The 15,010-nt window shown below is 75.8% G+C and carries 12 protein-coding genes; 4 read left to right on the plus strand and 8 right to left on the minus strand.

What is annotated here, in order from left to right; all coding sequences use genetic code 11:
- Positions 1-92: 92 nt before the first annotated feature.
- Positions 93-1,208: a ferrochelatase gene (locus CXR04_RS07285; RefSeq protein WP_101421053.1), complete on the minus strand. Its 1,116-nt coding sequence runs from the start codon at positions 1,206-1,208 to the stop codon at positions 93-95.
- A 151-nt stretch (positions 1,209-1,359) separates the two neighbouring features.
- Here CXR04_RS07285 and CXR04_RS07290 point away from each other — a divergent pair, with 151 nt between their 5' ends.
- Complete coding sequence (locus tag CXR04_RS07290) at positions 1,360-2,691, plus strand: D-arabinono-1,4-lactone oxidase (protein ID WP_101421054.1); 1,332 nt, start codon at positions 1,360-1,362, stop codon at positions 2,689-2,691.
- 25 nt (positions 2,692-2,716) lie between these two features.
- On the opposite strand, the gene CXR04_RS07295 is transcribed toward CXR04_RS07290, so the two are convergent.
- Positions 2,717-3,790, minus strand: coding sequence for a hypothetical protein (locus CXR04_RS07295; protein ID WP_234380103.1), 1,074 nt, complete (start codon positions 3,788-3,790; stop codon positions 2,717-2,719).
- A 417-nt stretch (positions 3,791-4,207) separates the two neighbouring features.
- On the opposite strand from CXR04_RS07295, the gene sepH reads away from it, so the two are divergent.
- On the plus strand, positions 4,208-5,260 hold the full coding sequence (sepH, locus tag CXR04_RS07300) for a septation protein SepH (RefSeq protein ID WP_101421056.1): 1,053 nt from the start codon (positions 4,208-4,210) through the stop codon (positions 5,258-5,260).
- 122 nt (positions 5,261-5,382) lie between these two features.
- Here the strand turns inward: sepH and CXR04_RS07305 are convergent, their stop codons facing one another.
- Positions 5,383-6,219 (minus strand): sulfurtransferase, encoded by an 837-nt coding sequence (locus tag CXR04_RS07305; RefSeq protein WP_101421057.1) that lies wholly within the window; start codon positions 6,217-6,219, stop codon positions 5,383-5,385.
- 198 nt (positions 6,220-6,417) lie between these two features.
- On the opposite strand from CXR04_RS07305, the gene CXR04_RS07310 reads away from it, so the two are divergent.
- A complete protein-coding gene (locus tag CXR04_RS07310) occupies positions 6,418-7,179 on the plus strand; it encodes a VOC family protein (RefSeq protein WP_234380104.1) in 762 nt (253 codons plus the stop codon).
- Positions 7,180-7,225: 46 nt separating this feature from the next.
- On the opposite strand, the gene CXR04_RS07315 is transcribed toward CXR04_RS07310, so the two are convergent.
- From CXR04_RS07315 to CXR04_RS07325, 3 genes are all read right to left on the minus strand, one after another.
- On the minus strand, positions 7,226-8,440 hold the full coding sequence (locus CXR04_RS07315) for an alkaline phosphatase family protein (protein WP_101421059.1): 1,215 nt from the start codon (positions 8,438-8,440) through the stop codon (positions 7,226-7,228).
- Positions 8,440-9,030, minus strand: coding sequence for a DUF5998 family protein (locus CXR04_RS07320; RefSeq protein ID WP_047018498.1), 591 nt, complete (start codon positions 9,028-9,030; stop codon positions 8,440-8,442). Before CXR04_RS07320 ends, CXR04_RS07315 begins: the two co-directional genes overlap by 1 nt.
- Positions 9,031-9,206: 176 nt before the next feature.
- A complete protein-coding gene (locus tag CXR04_RS07325) occupies positions 9,207-12,158 on the minus strand; it encodes a bifunctional acetate--CoA ligase family protein/GNAT family N-acetyltransferase (protein ID WP_101421060.1) in 2,952 nt (983 codons plus the stop codon).
- Between the two features lie 224 nt (positions 12,159-12,382).
- Here CXR04_RS07325 and CXR04_RS07335 point away from each other — a divergent pair, with 224 nt between their 5' ends.
- Positions 12,383-12,667, plus strand: coding sequence for an HPr family phosphocarrier protein (locus CXR04_RS07335; RefSeq protein ID WP_047018496.1), 285 nt, complete (start codon positions 12,383-12,385; stop codon positions 12,665-12,667).
- A gap of 118 nt (positions 12,668-12,785) precedes the next feature.
- On the opposite strand, the gene CXR04_RS07340 is transcribed toward CXR04_RS07335, so the two are convergent.
- Positions 12,786-13,475, minus strand: coding sequence for a GntR family transcriptional regulator (locus CXR04_RS07340; protein ID WP_101421061.1), 690 nt, complete (start codon positions 13,473-13,475; stop codon positions 12,786-12,788).
- Positions 13,476-13,626: 151 nt separating this feature from the next.
- Complete coding sequence (locus CXR04_RS07345; RefSeq protein WP_199850609.1) at positions 13,627-14,991, minus strand: M16 family metallopeptidase; 1,365 nt, start codon at positions 14,989-14,991, stop codon at positions 13,627-13,629.
- Between the last annotated feature and the right edge of the window lie 19 nt (positions 14,992-15,010).

Raw genomic sequence — 15,010 nt, forward strand, 5'->3', positions numbered from 1 at the left:
GCTCCTCGGGTGCGGGGGTGGGTGCCGCGGGCGGCTGCCGGGCGGCTGCCGGGCGCATGTGGCCGGCTGTTCCGGCGGCGCCCGCGGTGGCGTCAGTCGGCGCCCGCGGTCGCGGGCCGGGGGGTGCGGGCCGGGCAGCAGCCCGCCGGGCAGACGTCGTGGCTCGGCCCCAGCCGGCCCAGCGCGAGCCGCTCGGCCGGCTCCCCGCGCTCGGTCGCGGCCCGCTCCAGGACCAGCTTCCGCAGCGTCTCGACGAACGTCGGCCGCGCCCCGACGGTCGCCGACCGCACGGCGGGCAGGCCCAGCCCGGCCGCCTTCGCCGCCGCCTCGGTGTCGAGGTCGTAGAGGACCTCCATGTGGTCCGATACGAAGCCGATCGGCACCATCACGACCGCGGGCGCCCCGGCGGCGTGCAGCTCCTCCAGGTGGTCGCAGATGTCCGGCTCCAGCCACGGGATGTGCGGGGCGCCGCTGCGCGACTGGTAGACGAGCCGCCAGGCGCGCTGCACCCCCGTGAGCACGGCCACGGTGTCCGCGACCAGCTTGGCGGCGTCCATGTGCTGCCCCACGTACGCGCCGCCGTCGCCGTGGTCCGCCGGAGGGCCCGAGGTGTCGGCCGCGGCGGTGGGGATGGAGTGGGTGGTGAAGGCCAGATGGGCGCCGTCGCGTACGTCCTCGGGCAGCCGCGCCAGCGCGTCCTGCACGCCGACGACCATGTCGCGGACGAAGCCGGGGGCGTTGAAGTAGTGCCGCAGCTTGTCGACGCGCGGCGGCTCCAGGCCCTCGGCGGTCAGCTCGGCCAGCGACTCGGCGAGGTTCTCGCGGTACTGCCGGCAGCCCGAGTACGAGGCGTAGGCGCTGGTGACCAGCGCCAGCACCCGCCGGTGCCCGGCCTCGGTCATCTCCCGCAGGGTGTCGGTGAGGTACGGGGCCCAGTTGCGGTTGCCCCAGTAGACCGGGAGGTCGAGGCCCACCTCGGCGAAGTCCTTGCGCAGGGCTTCGAGGAGCGCGCGGTTCTGGGCGTTGATGGGGCTCACGCCGTCGAAGAGGTAGTAGTGCTTGCCCACCTCCTCCAGCCGCTCGCGCGGGATGCCGCGTCCCCGGGTGACGTTCTCCAGGAACGGAACGACATCGTCCGGGCCCTCGGGGCCGCCGAAGGACAGCAGCAGAAGGGCGTCGTACGGCTGGGAGGACGGCGCGTCTGGCATGTCTTCGATCCTGCCATGAGCCCGCCTCCGGCCCGAGCCGGGCACCGGCGTCGGGACGGTCCGTACGCGCGAGTATCATCCCTGTCCAACCGGGGGCCGAGAGCCGGGACGAGGGGCCGTACGACCGGCCCGTTCAGGGGATGGACGGCGGATGCATCAGGTGAGGAGCACGAGGGCCGCGGGCGCCTGGCGCAACTGGGCGGGCACCGTCGCCGCCCGCCCCGCGCGCACCCTCAGCCCCGCCACCACCGCCGAGGTCGCCGACGCCGTGCAGGCCGCCGCCGAGGAGGGACTGAAGGTCAAGGCCGTCGGTACGGGCCACTCCTTCACCGCCGCCGCGGCCACCGGCGGGCTCATGATCCGCCCGGAGCGGCTGGTCGGCATCCACGAGATCGACCGCGAGGCCGGCACCGTCACCGTCGCCGCGGGCACCCCGCTGCACCAGCTCAACCACGCCCTCGCCGCCGCCGGTCTCTCGCTGACCAACATGGGCGACATCATGGCGCAGACCGTGTCCGGCGCCACCGCCACCGGCACCCACGGCACCGGCCGCTCCTCCGCCTCGCTGGCCGCCCAGATCACCGCGCTGGAGCTGGTGACGGCCGACGGCCGGGCGCGTACGTACACGGCAGCCGGCACCGGCGACGACGCGGCGGTCTTCGCCGCCGCCCGGCTCGGCATCGGCGCGCTGGGCGTCGTCACCTCGCTGACCTTCGCCGTCGAGCCGGTCTTCCTGCTCACCGCGCGGGAGGAGCCGATGGCGCTCACGGACGTCCTCGCGTCCTTCGGCGAACTGGCCGAGGAGAACGAGCACTTCGAGTTCTACTGGTTCCCGCACACCGGCCACTGCAACACCAAGCGCAACAACCGCAGCGAGGGTCCCGCCGAGCCCCTCGGCCGGATCGGCGGGTGGATCGACGACGAGCTGCTCTCCAACGGCGTCTTCCGGGCGGCCTGCGCGGTCGGGCGGGCGGTGCCCGCGGCGATCCCGGGCATCGCGGCGGTCTCCAGCCGCGCGCTGTCGGCGCGGACGTACACGGACATCCCCTACAAGGTCTTCACCAGCCCGCGGCGGGTGCGGTTCGTGGAGATGGAGTACGCGCTGCCGCGGGCGGCGGCCGTGGCCGCGATCCGGGAGCTGAAGGCGATGGTCGACCGGTCGGGGCTGCGGATCAGCTTCCCGGTGGAGGTACGGGTCGCGCCCGCGGACGACATCCCGCTGTCGACGGCGTCGGGGCGGGACACGGCGTACGTCGCGGTGCACCTGTACCGGGGGACGCCGCATCAGGCGTACTTCACGGCGGTGGAGCGGATCATGACGGCGCACGGCGGCCGGCCGCACTGGGGGAAGCTGCACAGCCGGGACGCGGAGTATCTGGCGGGCGTGTACCCGCGGTTCGGGGAGTTCACCGCGGTACGGGACCGGCTCGACCCCGGCCGGGTGTTCGGGAACGACTACTTGCGGCGGGTATTGGGGGACTGAGCGCCCCCGGGGGCGCCCGCCGCGGCTACTGCGCCGCCCCCGGCGCCGTGGCGCCGTCCGGCTGCGGGGTCGCCGGGGTCTCCCCGGTGCCGGGCTCCGCGGGTTCCTCGCCCGTACCCGGCGGCGTCGGGGTGGGCGTGGGGGCCGGGGTCGTGCCGCCGTCCGTGGTGCCGGGTGCGGGGCTGTCGCCACCGCCGCCGGGCCGCGGGGTGGACGTGCCGCCGGGGTCCGTGTGTTCGGCTGTGCCCTCGTCCGGGGAGCCGGTGCCGCCGTCGCCGGGTTCGCCGGAGCCGGTGCCGGGGGTGCCGCCGGTCTCCTCGGTGCCGGGCTCGGGGGTGCCGTCGGTGGTGTGGCCGTCCTCTTCCGGCGCCGGCGGGGTATCGGACTTTCGTTCGCCGGGGCTGAAAGATGTGCCGGTGCGGTCGTCGCCCCAGGCGTTGGAGAGCGGTCCGCCGGTGAGCTTCTCGATGCCGAAGACCACGAGCATCACGGCGGCGAACGTCCCGGCGGCGACCAGCGCGAGGCGCCGCCAGCCTCTGGCCCGGGTGCCGTGCGTGCTGGCGGTGCCGAAGCCGCCGGTGGGGGCGGGTGCGCCCAGCACGGCGGTGGCGTCGCCGGGCTCCGGGCGGGCGGCGGGCAGGAGTTGGGTCGCGTCGTCGGCCGCGGGGCGTGCGACGGGCAGCAGTTGCGTCGCATCGTCCGCCGGGGCGGGCGCGCCCGGGAGGAGCTGCGTCTCGTCCCCCGCCGCCGGCGCCACGGCCCTGAGCAGGTGCGTCTCGTCGTCCGCCCGGTTGCGTACGGGCGTCTGCAGCGGCGTCGTCTGCTTGTGCAGCGCCTTCGGCGCCGCGACCGCCGCGTCCTTCAACTGCTGGCCCGTACGCCGGAAGACGTGCTGGAAGAGCGCGCCGCCCGCGGTGGCGCCCACGCTGACGACGCCGGCGCCGATGATCGTGCCGTACACGCCCATGCTGGAGGCGAGGAACGCGGCCACCATCGTGGCCGACGCACCGCCCGCGACCTGGGCGCCGCTGAGTTCGATCCTCCCCTTGCGCTTCTCCCCGCCCTCGTCGTCCTCCGCCCTGTCCGCTGTGCCCCGCATCTCCATCCCAAGATCGCTCCGATGGCCTCCTGTCCTCATGGACGAGCGCATGGACGGACCCGTTAGTTCCGATTCCGGGGATTCTGTGATGCAACGCACCTCTTGATCGAACCGGGGCGCAACAGGCAGACTCAACTGCCGTGCAACGTTCCGCGTTCGGTGGCGCGCCGGTCCACCCGCATGGCTCGAATGGAGTACTGTGGGCGAGCCAGTGCCCCGGTGCCCGTCCGACGGCGGCGATCACGGCCGCTGCGTTGCAAATGCGTAACCGTGTCATAACGGCGCATCGGGTTCCAAGACCCGACACGCCGGGCAACTCAGCAATGTTGTGGCAGGCTGCACCCGGGCAGGCCACACTCGACTAGCGGGAAGAGCAGCGACGCACCGAACGTCGGCAGGCACCACCGGGAGGTTCCCATGCCCGAACTGCGTGTCGTGGCGGTCAGTAACGACGGCACACGGCTGGTGCTGAAGGCTGCGGACAGTACGGAGTACACCCTTCCGATTGACGAGCGTCTGCGCGCCGCGGTGCGCAACGACCGTGCGCGGCTCGGCCAGATCGAGATCGAAGTCGAGAACCACCTGCGCCCGCGCGACATCCAGGCCCGGATACGAGCCGGAGCGTCCGCGGAGGAGGTCGCCGCGCTCGCCGGCATCCCCGTCGACCGCGTCCGCCGCTTCGAGGGCCCCGTGCTCGCCGAGCGCGCGTTCATGGCCGAGCGTGCCCGCAAGACGCCCCTGCGGCGGCCCGGCGAGAGCGCCGGTCCCGCGCTGGGCGAGGCGGTCGCCGAGCGGCTGATGATGCGCGGCGCGGAGAAGGATTCCGCGCGGTGGGACTCCTGGCGCCGGGACGACGGCACCTGGGAGGTCCTGCTCGTCTACCGCGTCGCGGGTGAGCCGCACAGCGCCGGCTGGACGTACGACCCGCCGCGGCGGCTCGTGCAGCCCGTCGACGACGAGGCGCGCGCGCTGATCGGCGAGACCGACGCCTCGCCCGAGCCGAGCCTGCCCTTCGTGCCCAAGATCGCGCGGCTGCCCCGGAGTCCGGAGCGGCCGTCCGACGGGCGCGGGGACAGGGACGGCGCCGGCGAGGACCGCGACTCCCTGACCAGCCTGCTGGAGGCGGTGCCGAGCTTCCGGGGCGACCTGGTGGTGCCGGACCAGTCCGCGCCCGCGGCCGCGGCCGACGGGCCTGCCGCCACGGCGGGTGCCGCGGGTCCCGTGCCCGGGCCGCCCGAGGAGGAGCCCGAGCCGCCCGCGGTGGAGGAGGAGCCTCCGGCGCCCGCGGCGAGCGCGGGTTCCGCGTACGCGGACGTGCTGATGCCGCGGAGCGTCTCGGCGCACCGGGAGCGGCTGACCGGGCAGACGGACCGGCAGGCGGAGGCCGACGGCGTGCGGCCCGGCCGCCGGGCCGCGGTGCCGAGCTGGGACGAGATCGTGTTCGGAAGCAGGCGCAAGAAGCCGGAGTAGCCGTACGGCCGGGCGCGGTTCGCGGGGATTCGTCCCCGCGGACCGCGCCCCCGCGCTCCGTCGCAAGGGACGCCGCCCGCCCCGGCGTTGCTCCGGTACGAGGGCGGCGCCACCCGCGTACGTCAGCCCGGCTCCGCGCCCGTCGCCACCGGCCGCGCCGGGTCCGCCACCCACTCCGACCACGAACCCGGGTACAGCGCCGCGGGGATGCCCGCGATCGCCAGGGCCAGCACCTCCTGGGCGGCGGACACCCCCGAGCCGCAGTACACCCCGGCCTCCGTGCCCGGCGCGGCGCCGAGCGCCCGGAAGCGCGCCGCCAGCTCCGCCGCGGGCAGGAAGGTCCGGTCCGCGCCCAGGTTCTCCGTCGTCGGCGCCGAGACCGCGCCGGGGATGTGGCCCGCGACCGGGTCGATCGGCTCCGTCTCGCCGCGGTACCGCTCCTCCGCGCGGGCGTCGAACAGCACGCCGCGGCGGGCGAGTACGCCGGCCTCCGCCGCGGTGAGCACCGGCAGCGCACCCGGCTCCGGCGTGAAGTCCCCCGCGCCGTCCCCGGGGGTCTCCCGGGAGAGTTCGCCGGGCCAGGCCGCGAGGCCGCCGTCGAGGACGCGGACGTCGGGGTGGCCGGTGTAGCGCAGCAGCCACCAGCAGCGCGCGGCGGACCAGCCCTGCCCGCCGTCGTATACGACCACGGGCCGGTCGCGGGAGACGCCCGCGCGGCGCATGGCCGCGCCGAAGACGTCGAAGCCGGGGAGCGGATGGCGGCCCGCGGGTCCCGGCGGGGCGGCCAGCTCGGCGTCCAGGTCGACGTAGACGGCGCCCGGGATGTGGCCCGCGTCGTACTCGGGGCGGCCGGGCGGGCCGCCGAGCGTGTAGCGCACGTCGAGCACGACGGGCGGCCGCGGGCCCGCCAGGTCGCTCGCGAGATCGGTTCCGGAGATGATGGCATCCATGGAGGCCATCCTGGCGCAGAGTCGCGCCGCGCCTCCCGCCCCCGCCCCCACCCCCGCCCGAAAGCGAACATCTCCTGGCGAGACGGACAATTCTTCAGATCGATCGGCGCAGAGGGGGCGCGCTGCGGCACGGGGAATGGAAATATCTGCAGAGGCGTCACCGGAACGTCACCCACCGCCACCTTCCGATGGTCAGAGAGGGCTGCCATGTCCGAAGGAGCGATCCTCAGCGCGCCGGGCACACCGTGCTGGGTGAGCCTGATGGTGCACGGGCTGGACACGACCGAGGAGTTCTACCGCGGCCTGTTCGGCTGGGCCTTCGAGGAGGGCCCGCGCACGCTCGGCGCGTACCGGCTGGCGCACCTCGACGGCGGCCAGGTCGCCGGGATCGGCGCGATGGCGCCGGAGCGCAGGCTGCCGGTGGCCTGGACGCCGTATCTGGCGACCGACGACGCCGACGCCGCCACCGAGCTGGTGCGCTGCTGCGGCGGGACGGTGGCGGTGGGGCCGCTGGACGCCGACGCCGCCGGCCGGAAGGCGATCTGCTCGGACCCGGCGGGGGCGGTGTTCGGGGTGTGGCAGCCGCGGCAGCCCCCGGAGGTGGAGCGGCGGGCGCGTCCCGGCACGCCGGTCTGGAACGACCTGCTGGTGGCGGAACCGACGATGGTCGCGAAGTTCTACGAGCTGGTCTTCGGCTACGACGTGCGTTCGGAGGGAGACACCGCGACGCTCTACGTCCAGGACCGGCCCGTGGCGTCGGTCTGCGCCGCCGGCGAGGAGACGCTGCGCGAGACGGGGCCGCGCTGGACGACGCACTTCGGAGTCGCCGACGTGGACGCCTCCGTGGCGCGCGCGGTGGAGCTGGGCGGGCGGCTGGTGCGCGAGCCGCACGAGACGGCCGCGGGGCGGATGGCGGAGGTCGCGGACGTCGAGGGCGCGCGGTTCACGCTGGTGCGCACGCCGCACTAGCCGTACGGTGCCGCCGGTGTGACCCGCCGCGGCCGCGGTTCGCGGGTCAGGAGCGTACGGTCAGCAGCGGGACCAACTGCTCCGCCGGGGTCAGCGAGCCGTGCATGCCGGCGAGCGCGGACTCCTTCGGCTCGCTGCGGGTGGCGGTGATCGCGATGTCGTCGGCCGCGGCGACGATGACGTCCCCGAGCCGGTCCCGTACCCGCTCGTCGACCTTCGGCCCGAACCACCCCAGCGCGACGGCCTCTTCGCGGCTCGCCACCCAGGCGCGCTCGCCCAGCACCTCGCGCCAGACGGTGAGCACGTCGGCGGCGGCGCCCGGGGCCGCGTACACGTGCCGGGCGCGGCCCTCGCCGCCGAGGAGGCGCACGCCGGCGCGCAGCTCCCAGTCCTCATCGACGTCGTAGCGGGCGTCGGCGGTGAAGGGGATGTCGACCATGCCGTGGTCGGCGGTGACGTAGAGCGCGGCGCGCGGCGGCAGTTGCTCGGCGAGCCGGCGGGCGAGGCGGTCCGCGTAGCCGAGCTGGCCGCGCCAGGCGTCGGAGTCGACGCCGTGCCGGTGGCCGTTGCCGTCGACCTCGCTGTAGTACGTGTAGACGAGCGTGCGGTCCGCGGCGGCGAGCTGCTCCGCGGCGACGTCCATCCGCTCCTCCCCCGACAGCCGGCCGTGGAAGGTGCCGCCGCTGAGCGCGATCGTCGTCAGCGGGGTGGTCTCGAACCCGGGCGAGGAGACCTGCGCGGTGTGCACGCCGGCGTCGTGGGCCAGTTGGAAGACCGTGGGGTACGGCTGCCACGCGCGCGGCGCCGTCCAGGGCTGCCAGCGCAACTGGTTCATCAGCTCGCCGGTCTCCGGGTCGCGCACCGTGTAGCCCGGCAGGCCGTGGGCGCCGGGCGGCAGGCCGGTGCCGACGGAGGCGAGCGAGGTGGCGGTGGTGGCGGGGAAGCCGGCAGTCAGCGGCTCGCCGGCGGCGAGGCCGTGCAGGAACGGGGCGTCCTCGGGGTGGGCGAGCAACTGCTCCCAGCCCAGGCCGTCGATGAGGAAGACGCAGACGCGGTCGGCCGGTTCGACCCCCGCGAGGGCCGGGGCGAAGCCGGGGACGCCGAGTCCTGCGGCGGCGCTGGGCAACAGGTCGGCCAGCGAGCGGGTGCCGTAGCGGGGGGCGGGCGCGGATGCGGGGTCGAGCGGCGCGGGCCAGTCCCCGGCGCCCGGTGGTGTGCCGTCCTGCGTGCCGCTGCCCGGTGTCCCCCCCGTGGCGGCCATCAGGCTTCGGGGCCGGCGGCGGTGGCCTCGGAGAGCGCCTGGGCGAAGGTCAGGGCCTGCCGTACGGTCTCGGGGCCGTCGCCGGCCTCGCTGACGCGCAGGCTCAGGTCGTCGGCGGTGGCCGAGCCGGTGTAGCCGTGGTCGGCGTCGCAGTTGGGGTCGCCGCAGGTGGCCGGCTCCATGTCGAGCCGGCTGACGGCGCCCCAGCCGACGGTCAGGACGACCTCGCGGGGCAGGGTGCCGGGGGTGTACGCCTCGGGGTTGCCGACGACGCGGCTGAGGACGACGGAGGAGATCCGGGCGAGCTTGACGGACTCGGTGGAGGTGGTGGCGTACGGCGTCGGGGAGGTGGTGTCCGCGGCCTGCTCGTCGGTGTGGCTGACGATGAAGCGGCTGTCGGTGAGCACGAGCACGGTGACGTGCCGCCGTACCTCGTTGGCGTCGAACGTCGTCTCCTGGTGGACCAGGTACGCGGACACGGGCTCCCCGCCGACGGCGGCCTCCACCGCCTCCGCCACGAGGGCGGGGTAGTAGCCGCTGCGCTCGATCGCCGCACGCAGCCCCTTGGTCGCGGTCCCGGTCTTAGCCATGCGCCCATCCTACGGCCCGGAGGGGCCGCCCCGGTCCGCTGTCGCGAGGCCCGGGGGGCGGGCGGGGCACCCGGGTTGGCGCGCGCACCGGCCGCCGCGCGGGCGCGGGCCGGCATCCGGGCCGGTGGGGGCCGTGGGACACCGGTCGGCACCGCTCGGCGCCGGGGGTCCGCGGGTCAGTAGCGGGGCATGCGGCGGGCGCCGAGGTCGATGCGGGGCGGCGGCGGGGCCAGCCGCAGGGCGGCGGAGAGCACGCTGACGCCCTGCGGGGCCACCACGACGGGGGACAGCTCGGCGGAGACCACCTCGGGGTGCTCGTCGACGAAGATCGACAGCCGCAGCAGCAGCTCCTCCAGCGCCGCGGTGTCCACCGGCTGGGCGCCGCGCCAGCCGAAGAGCAGCGGGGCGCCGCGGATGGCGCGGATCAGCTCGGCGGCGTCGCGGTCGGTGGCGGGCACGAGCCGGTGCGCGAGGTCGCCGAGCAGTTCGGACGGGGCGCCGGCCAGGCCGAAGGAGAGCACCGCGCCGACGCCGGGGTCGACGGTGGCCCGTACCACGGTGTCGACGCCGCGCGGGGCCATGGCCTGCACCACGGGCTGCACCTCGGCGGCGGCGCCGAGGGTGCCGGTCAGCTCGGTGTGGGCGAGGCGCAACTGGTCCTCGCCGGCGAGGTCGAGGCGTACGCCGCCGAGGTCGGGGCGGTGCCGCAGGTGGACGGCGGTGGTCTTGAGCGCCACGGGGTAGCCGAGCCGGGCGGCGGCGGCCGCGGCGGCGTCCGGGTCGGGGGCGGGCAGCGCGGGCAGCACATTGATCCCGTAGCGGCGGAGCACGCGCGCGGCGGCCTGCTCGGGGACGTCGACGGGCACGCCTTCCGGGTACGGAGCGGGCGCCGCTGCCGTACCGGCAGCGGCGCCCGCCGGGCCTCCGGCCGCGGCAGCGCCGTCGGCTCCGGCCGCCGTGCCCCCGGGTCCGGCCGCACCGGCACCGGACCGGCCTGCCGGGCCTTCGCCCTCCGCCGGCTGCCACGCGCCGCCCGGCGCCCAGTCGGGCGGGACCCCGTCGCCGGCGCCCGCCGCCGGGCTCCGTTCCCCCAGCAGCCCGGCGATGTCCGCGGCCGCCCCGGCGGTGTCCAGGTCGTCGTACTCCGGCACCCGTCCCGGGTCCGCCGCCCGCCGGCGCCACTGGGCGTACCGCACCGCCTGCGCCAGCGCCCGCGCGGCCCGCTCCCCCGCCGGGTACGTCGGGATGCCGTCCGGCGGGGCCGCCAGGGCACCGGGCAGGCCCTCGATCTCCAGGTGGACGACGGCCACCGGCTTCGTCGCGCCGGCCGCCGCCGTGCGCAGCGCGTCCGCGAGCGCGCCGGCGTCCTGCGGTCCCGGCACCGCGGCGAGCGCGGGCACGTCGGGATCGGCGACCCACGGGATGGCCGTCACCAGCACCGCGTCGCAGCCCTCCTCGGCCAGCGCGGCGGCGACCGCGGCCCGGAAGTCCTCCGGCGCCGCGGCGGCGGTCAGGTCGCGCGGGGGCAGCGGGCGCAGTCCGGCGGCGCGGCAGGCGTCGTACGCGAGGAGGCCGAGGGAGTCGGAGTTGCCGACGATCGCGACCCGCGGCCCGGCGGGCAGCGGCTGGGCGGCGAGCAGCAGCCCGGTGTCGACGAGTTCGGTGACGGTGTCGACGGCGACGACGCCGGCCTGGCGCAGCAGCGCGCCGACGGTCTCGGCGGGCACCGACGTGCCGGGCACGGCGTGTCCCGGCGGCGTACTGGCGCTGTGCCGGGCGCCCTTGACGACCACGACCGGCTTGACGGCGGCGGTGCGGCGGGCGAGGCGGGTGAACTTGCGCGGGTTGCCGAGGGATTCGAGGTACATGAGGACGACGTCGGTGGCGGCGTCGTCGTGCCAGTACTGCAGCAGGTCGTTGCCGGAGACGTCGGCGCGGTTGCCCGCGGAGACGAACGTGGACACCCCGGTGAGCACCGCGCCCGGCCGCCGGTGCAGCCCGGACAGCAGCGCGATGCCGATGGCGCCGGACTGGGTGAAGACCCCGACACGGCCGCTGCCCGCGGGTTCGGGGGCCAGGGTGGCGTTCAGGCGTACGGGCGGGGCGGTGTTGAGGACGCCGAAGGCGTTCGGGCCGATGACCCGCATGCCGTGGCCGCGGGCCTGCCGGACGAGGTCGCGCTGCCGCGCGCGCCCGGCGGCGCCGGCCTCGGCGTAGCCGGAGGAGAGCACGACGAGTCCCTGGACGCCCTGTTCGCCGCAGTCGTCGACGACGTCGGGGACGCGGGCGGCGGGCACGGCGACCACGGCGAGGTCGACGGGCTCGTCGATGTCGCGTACGGAGCGGCGGGCGGGGACGTCCTCGGGCAGGAGCCGGTCCCGGCCTTCCGGATAGGCGTGGTTGACGGCGTAGAGGCGGCCGGTGAAGCCGGCGGCGAGGAGGTTGGCGAGGACGGTGCGGCCGACGCCGCCGGGGCGGCGGCCGACGCCGATCACGGCGACGGAGCGCGGGGCGAGCAGCCGCTGGACGGAGCGGGCCTCGGCGCGCTGCTCGCGGGCGTGCATGACGGCGAGCGAGCGCTCGGTGGGCTCCAGCTCGAACTCCAGCCGCACGACGCCGTCCTCGAAGCTGCGCTTCTGGGTGTAGCCGGCGTCCGTGAACACCTTCATCATGCGGCTGTTGGCGGGGAGCACGTCGGCGACGAAGCGGCGTACGCCGCGCTCGCGGGCGCAGGCGGCGATGTGCTCCAGCAGGACGGAGGCGACGCCGCGGCCCTGCTGGTCGTCCTGGACCAGGAACGCGACTTCGGCCTGCGTGGCACCGTCCGCGGCGGGCTCGATGCGGTCGTAGCGCACGGTGGCGATGAAGGCGTCGCCGACGACGGCCGCCAGGCCCACCCGGTCGACGTAGTCGTGGTGGGTGAAGCGGTGTACGTCCCGGGCGGACAGCCGGGGGTGCGGGGCGAAGAAGCGCAGGTACTTGGACTCGTCGGAGACCCGGTCGAAGAACGCGACGAGCCGGTCGGCGTCGTCCGGGACGATCGGCCTGACCTGTGCGGTGCCGCCGTCGCGCAGCACGACGTCGGCTTCCCAGTGGGTGGGGTACTCATGTGCCGACGGGGTGGCCATGGGGCCCAGGTTACGGTCCGCGCACGCTGGCGGGAGCGGGCGCGGGCAGGGCAGTCTGAGGTGACCGCGGGGCGTGCCGGGCACCGCGGGCGGCCGGGGCGGGCGGCGCAGGGCCGCGCTCCGCGGACGTAAGCACAGGCCGGCCGCGGTGCGACCGCGGTCAGGCCGCCTCGGCGCGCGTGCAAGGATGGTCTAGACAACTAGAACGATGGAAGGGCAACACCATGGTTGAGCGCCGCGTCACCGTCGGCTGGGCCGAGGGGCTGCACGCCCGTCCCGCGTCGATCTTCGTGCGGGCGGCCACCGCCGCCGGCATCCCGGTGACGATCGCGAAGGCCGCCGACGGGAACGCCGTCAACGCCGCCTCCATGCTGGCCGTGCTGGGCCTGGGCGCGAAGGGCGGCGACGAGATCGTCCTCGCCTCCGAGGACGACGCCTCGGACCGCGCGCTCGACCGGCTGGCGAAGCTCGTCCAGGAGGGCCTGGACGAGCTGCCGGAAACCGTCTGACGCCCGTACGCGAAAATCCGCGCACCCCGCGGGACTGAATTGGCCGGTTACCGCCGCTCGAATTCCGCCGGTCCCGCATTTTTCCCCGCCCCGCCGATTTCCGCGGGGCACGTCATTGTTACGGCTGATCGCTTCCCGTGTTTACGGCATGTTTCCGGGAACTCACGCGCACGGTTCTGCGCAATTCGTACGCGCCCGCCGAGCGCTCCACGTGCGCCGTGGTGAGGCTCCGCGCCCGCTCGGCGTCCCCGCGCGCCACGGCGTCGGCGATCGCGCCGTGCTCGTCCCACGCCTCCACCGTCCGGACCGCGGGCGAGGCCCCGTAGAGCCAGGCCACCTTCCGGCGCACCTGCACCAGCAGCGCGGTGAGGTTCCGGCTGCCGGTGGCCTGCGCCAGCGTCTCGTGGAACCACGTGCTCAGCGACGGCAGCTCCGCGACATGCCCGCGCTGCGCCCGCTCCCTGCCCAGCCGCACCAGCCCGTGCAGCACCTTGAGATGGGCCTCCGTACGCCGCTGCGCCGCGCGGGCGGCGCCCAGCGGCTCCAGCAGCGCGCGTATCTCCAGCACGTCGGCGGCGTCCTGCGCGGTGGGCTCGGCGACGCAGGCGCCGGCGTGCCGCTTCGTGGTGACGAAGCCCTCCGACTCCAGCGTCCGCAGCGCCTCGCGGACGGGCACCCGGGAGACCCCGTACCGGCGCGCGAGGTGCTCCTCGGCGAGCCGGGCGCCCTGGGCGAAGAATCCCGAGACGATGTCGTCGCGGATCGCCGAGCACACCGCCTGGGAAATACCGCCGTTCACCGCGCACACCGCATCATCCACGCCCCTTAGCGCCGCCGGGTGAACAGTATGGCAGCGGTATGCGAATTGCGGCAGGAACGCGAAAGAGCCCGGCGTCACCGCCGGGCTCTTTCCGGTCTGCTACGGGCCGTTCAGCGCGGCCCGCGGTAAATGCCGGCAATCAGCCGGACACGACCCTGACCTCACCGATGCCCAGCTCCCGCACCGGCTCGGCGATCTTCTCCGCGTCGCCGACGAGCACGGTGACGAGCCGGTCCGTGGGGAACGCGCTCAGCACCGCCGCCGTCGCCTCCACCGTGCCGGTATCGGCCAGCCTGGCGTACTGCCGGGCCTGGTAGTCGTCGGGGAGCTGCTGCTCGACCTGGTCGGCCAGCGTGCCGGCGACCGCGGCCGACGTCTCGTACCGCAGCGGGGCCACGCCGACGAGGAAGTCCGCGGCCGCGTCCCGCTCGGCGTCGGTCAGCCCGTCGGCCAGCGAGCGCAGCACCTGCCAGGTGTCCGCGAGCGCGGGGCCGGTCACGTCGGTCTCCACGGAGCCGCCGATGGCCAGCAGCGCCGCGCCGGTGCCGTCGGCCGGCGAGCGCAGCGACTGGGCGGAGGCGCGGACTCCGTAGGTGTAGCCCTTCTCCTCGCGCAGCACGACGTCCAGGCGGGAGGTGAGGGTGCCGCCCAGGCAGTACGTGCCGAGGAGCTGGGCGGGCCAGACGGCATCGTGCCGGTCGGCGCCGACCCGGCCGACGAGCATCTGCGTCTGCACCGCGCCAGGCCGGTCGACGATGACGACCCGGCCGGTGTCGTCCGCGGCCACCGGCGGCAGCGGGCGGGCCTCGGCGGGAGTGCCGGACCAGGCGCCGAGGGTGCCGGCCAGCGCGTCGTCCACGTCGGCGCCGGTCAGGTCGCCGACGACCACGACGGTGGCGGTGGCGGGCCGGACGTGGGCGTCGTAGAAGGCCCGTACGGACGCGGCGTCGATGCGCGCGACGGACTCCTGCGTCCCCCAGCGGGGGCGGGAGAGCCGGTCGCCGGCGTCGAACAGCTCCCCGTACAGCGCCATCGCGGCGCGCCGGCCGGGGTTGGCCAGCTCGTGCGGGATCTCGTCCAGCCGGTTGGCGACCAGCCGCTCGATCTCGTCGTCCGGGAAGGCGGGCGCGCGCAGCGCGTCGGCGAGCAGCCCGAGGCCGCGGCGCAGCCGGGAGACGGGGACCTCCAGCGAGACGCGGACGCCCGGGTGGTCGGCGTGCGCGTCGATGGTGGCGCCGGAGCGCTCCAGCTCGGCGGCGAACTCCTCGGCGGTGTGGGTGTCCGTGCCCTCGGAGAAGGCCCGCGCCATGATCATGGCGACGCCGTCGAGACCGGCGGGCTCGGCGTCCAGCGGCGCGGCGAGGCACACCTCGACGGCGACGACCTGCTGGCCGGGACGGTGGCAGGTGAGCACCGTGAGCCCGTTGGCGAGGACGGTGCGGTCCGGGGCCGGGAAGGCCCAGGGCCGCGCCTCGCCGCCCTGCGGGCGGGGGTGGAAGGTCATCGTGCTGGTCGTCTCGGCG

It is taken from the genome of Streptomyces sp. CMB-StM0423, from assembly GCF_002847285.1.
Classification (GTDB): domain Bacteria; phylum Actinomycetota; class Actinomycetes; order Streptomycetales; family Streptomycetaceae; genus Streptomyces.

What these genes read in the sequence shown, in the direction of transcription:
- CXR04_RS07285 (WP_101421053.1), bottom strand. Translation starts at nt 1,208, where the DNA reads ATGCCAGACGCGCCGTCCTCCCAGCCGTACGACGCCCTTCTGCTGCTG.
- CXR04_RS07290 (WP_101421054.1), top strand. Translation starts at nt 1,360, where the DNA reads ATGCATCAGGTGAGGAGCACGAGGGCCGCGGGCGCCTGGCGCAACTGG.
- CXR04_RS07295 (WP_234380103.1), bottom strand. Translation starts at nt 3,790, where the DNA reads ATGCGGGGCACAGCGGACAGGGCGGAGGACGACGAGGGCGGGGAGAAG.
- sepH (WP_101421056.1), top strand. Translation starts at nt 4,208, where the DNA reads ATGCCCGAACTGCGTGTCGTGGCGGTCAGTAACGACGGCACACGGCTG.
- CXR04_RS07305 (WP_101421057.1), bottom strand. Translation starts at nt 6,219, where the DNA reads ATGGCCTCCATGGATGCCATCATCTCCGGAACCGATCTCGCGAGCGAC.
- CXR04_RS07310 (WP_234380104.1), top strand. Translation starts at nt 6,418, where the DNA reads ATGTCCGAAGGAGCGATCCTCAGCGCGCCGGGCACACCGTGCTGGGTG.
- CXR04_RS07315 (WP_101421059.1), bottom strand. Translation starts at nt 8,440, where the DNA reads ATGGCCGCCACGGGGGGGACACCGGGCAGCGGCACGCAGGACGGCACA.
- CXR04_RS07320 (WP_047018498.1), bottom strand. Translation starts at nt 9,030, where the DNA reads ATGGCTAAGACCGGGACCGCGACCAAGGGGCTGCGTGCGGCGATCGAG.
- CXR04_RS07325 (WP_101421060.1), bottom strand. Translation starts at nt 12,158, where the DNA reads ATGGCCACCCCGTCGGCACATGAGTACCCCACCCACTGGGAAGCCGAC.
- CXR04_RS07335 (WP_047018496.1), top strand. Translation starts at nt 12,383, where the DNA reads ATGGTTGAGCGCCGCGTCACCGTCGGCTGGGCCGAGGGGCTGCACGCC.
- CXR04_RS07345 (WP_199850609.1), bottom strand. Translation starts at nt 14,991, where the DNA reads ATGACCTTCCACCCCCGCCCGCAGGGCGGCGAGGCGCGGCCCTGGGCC.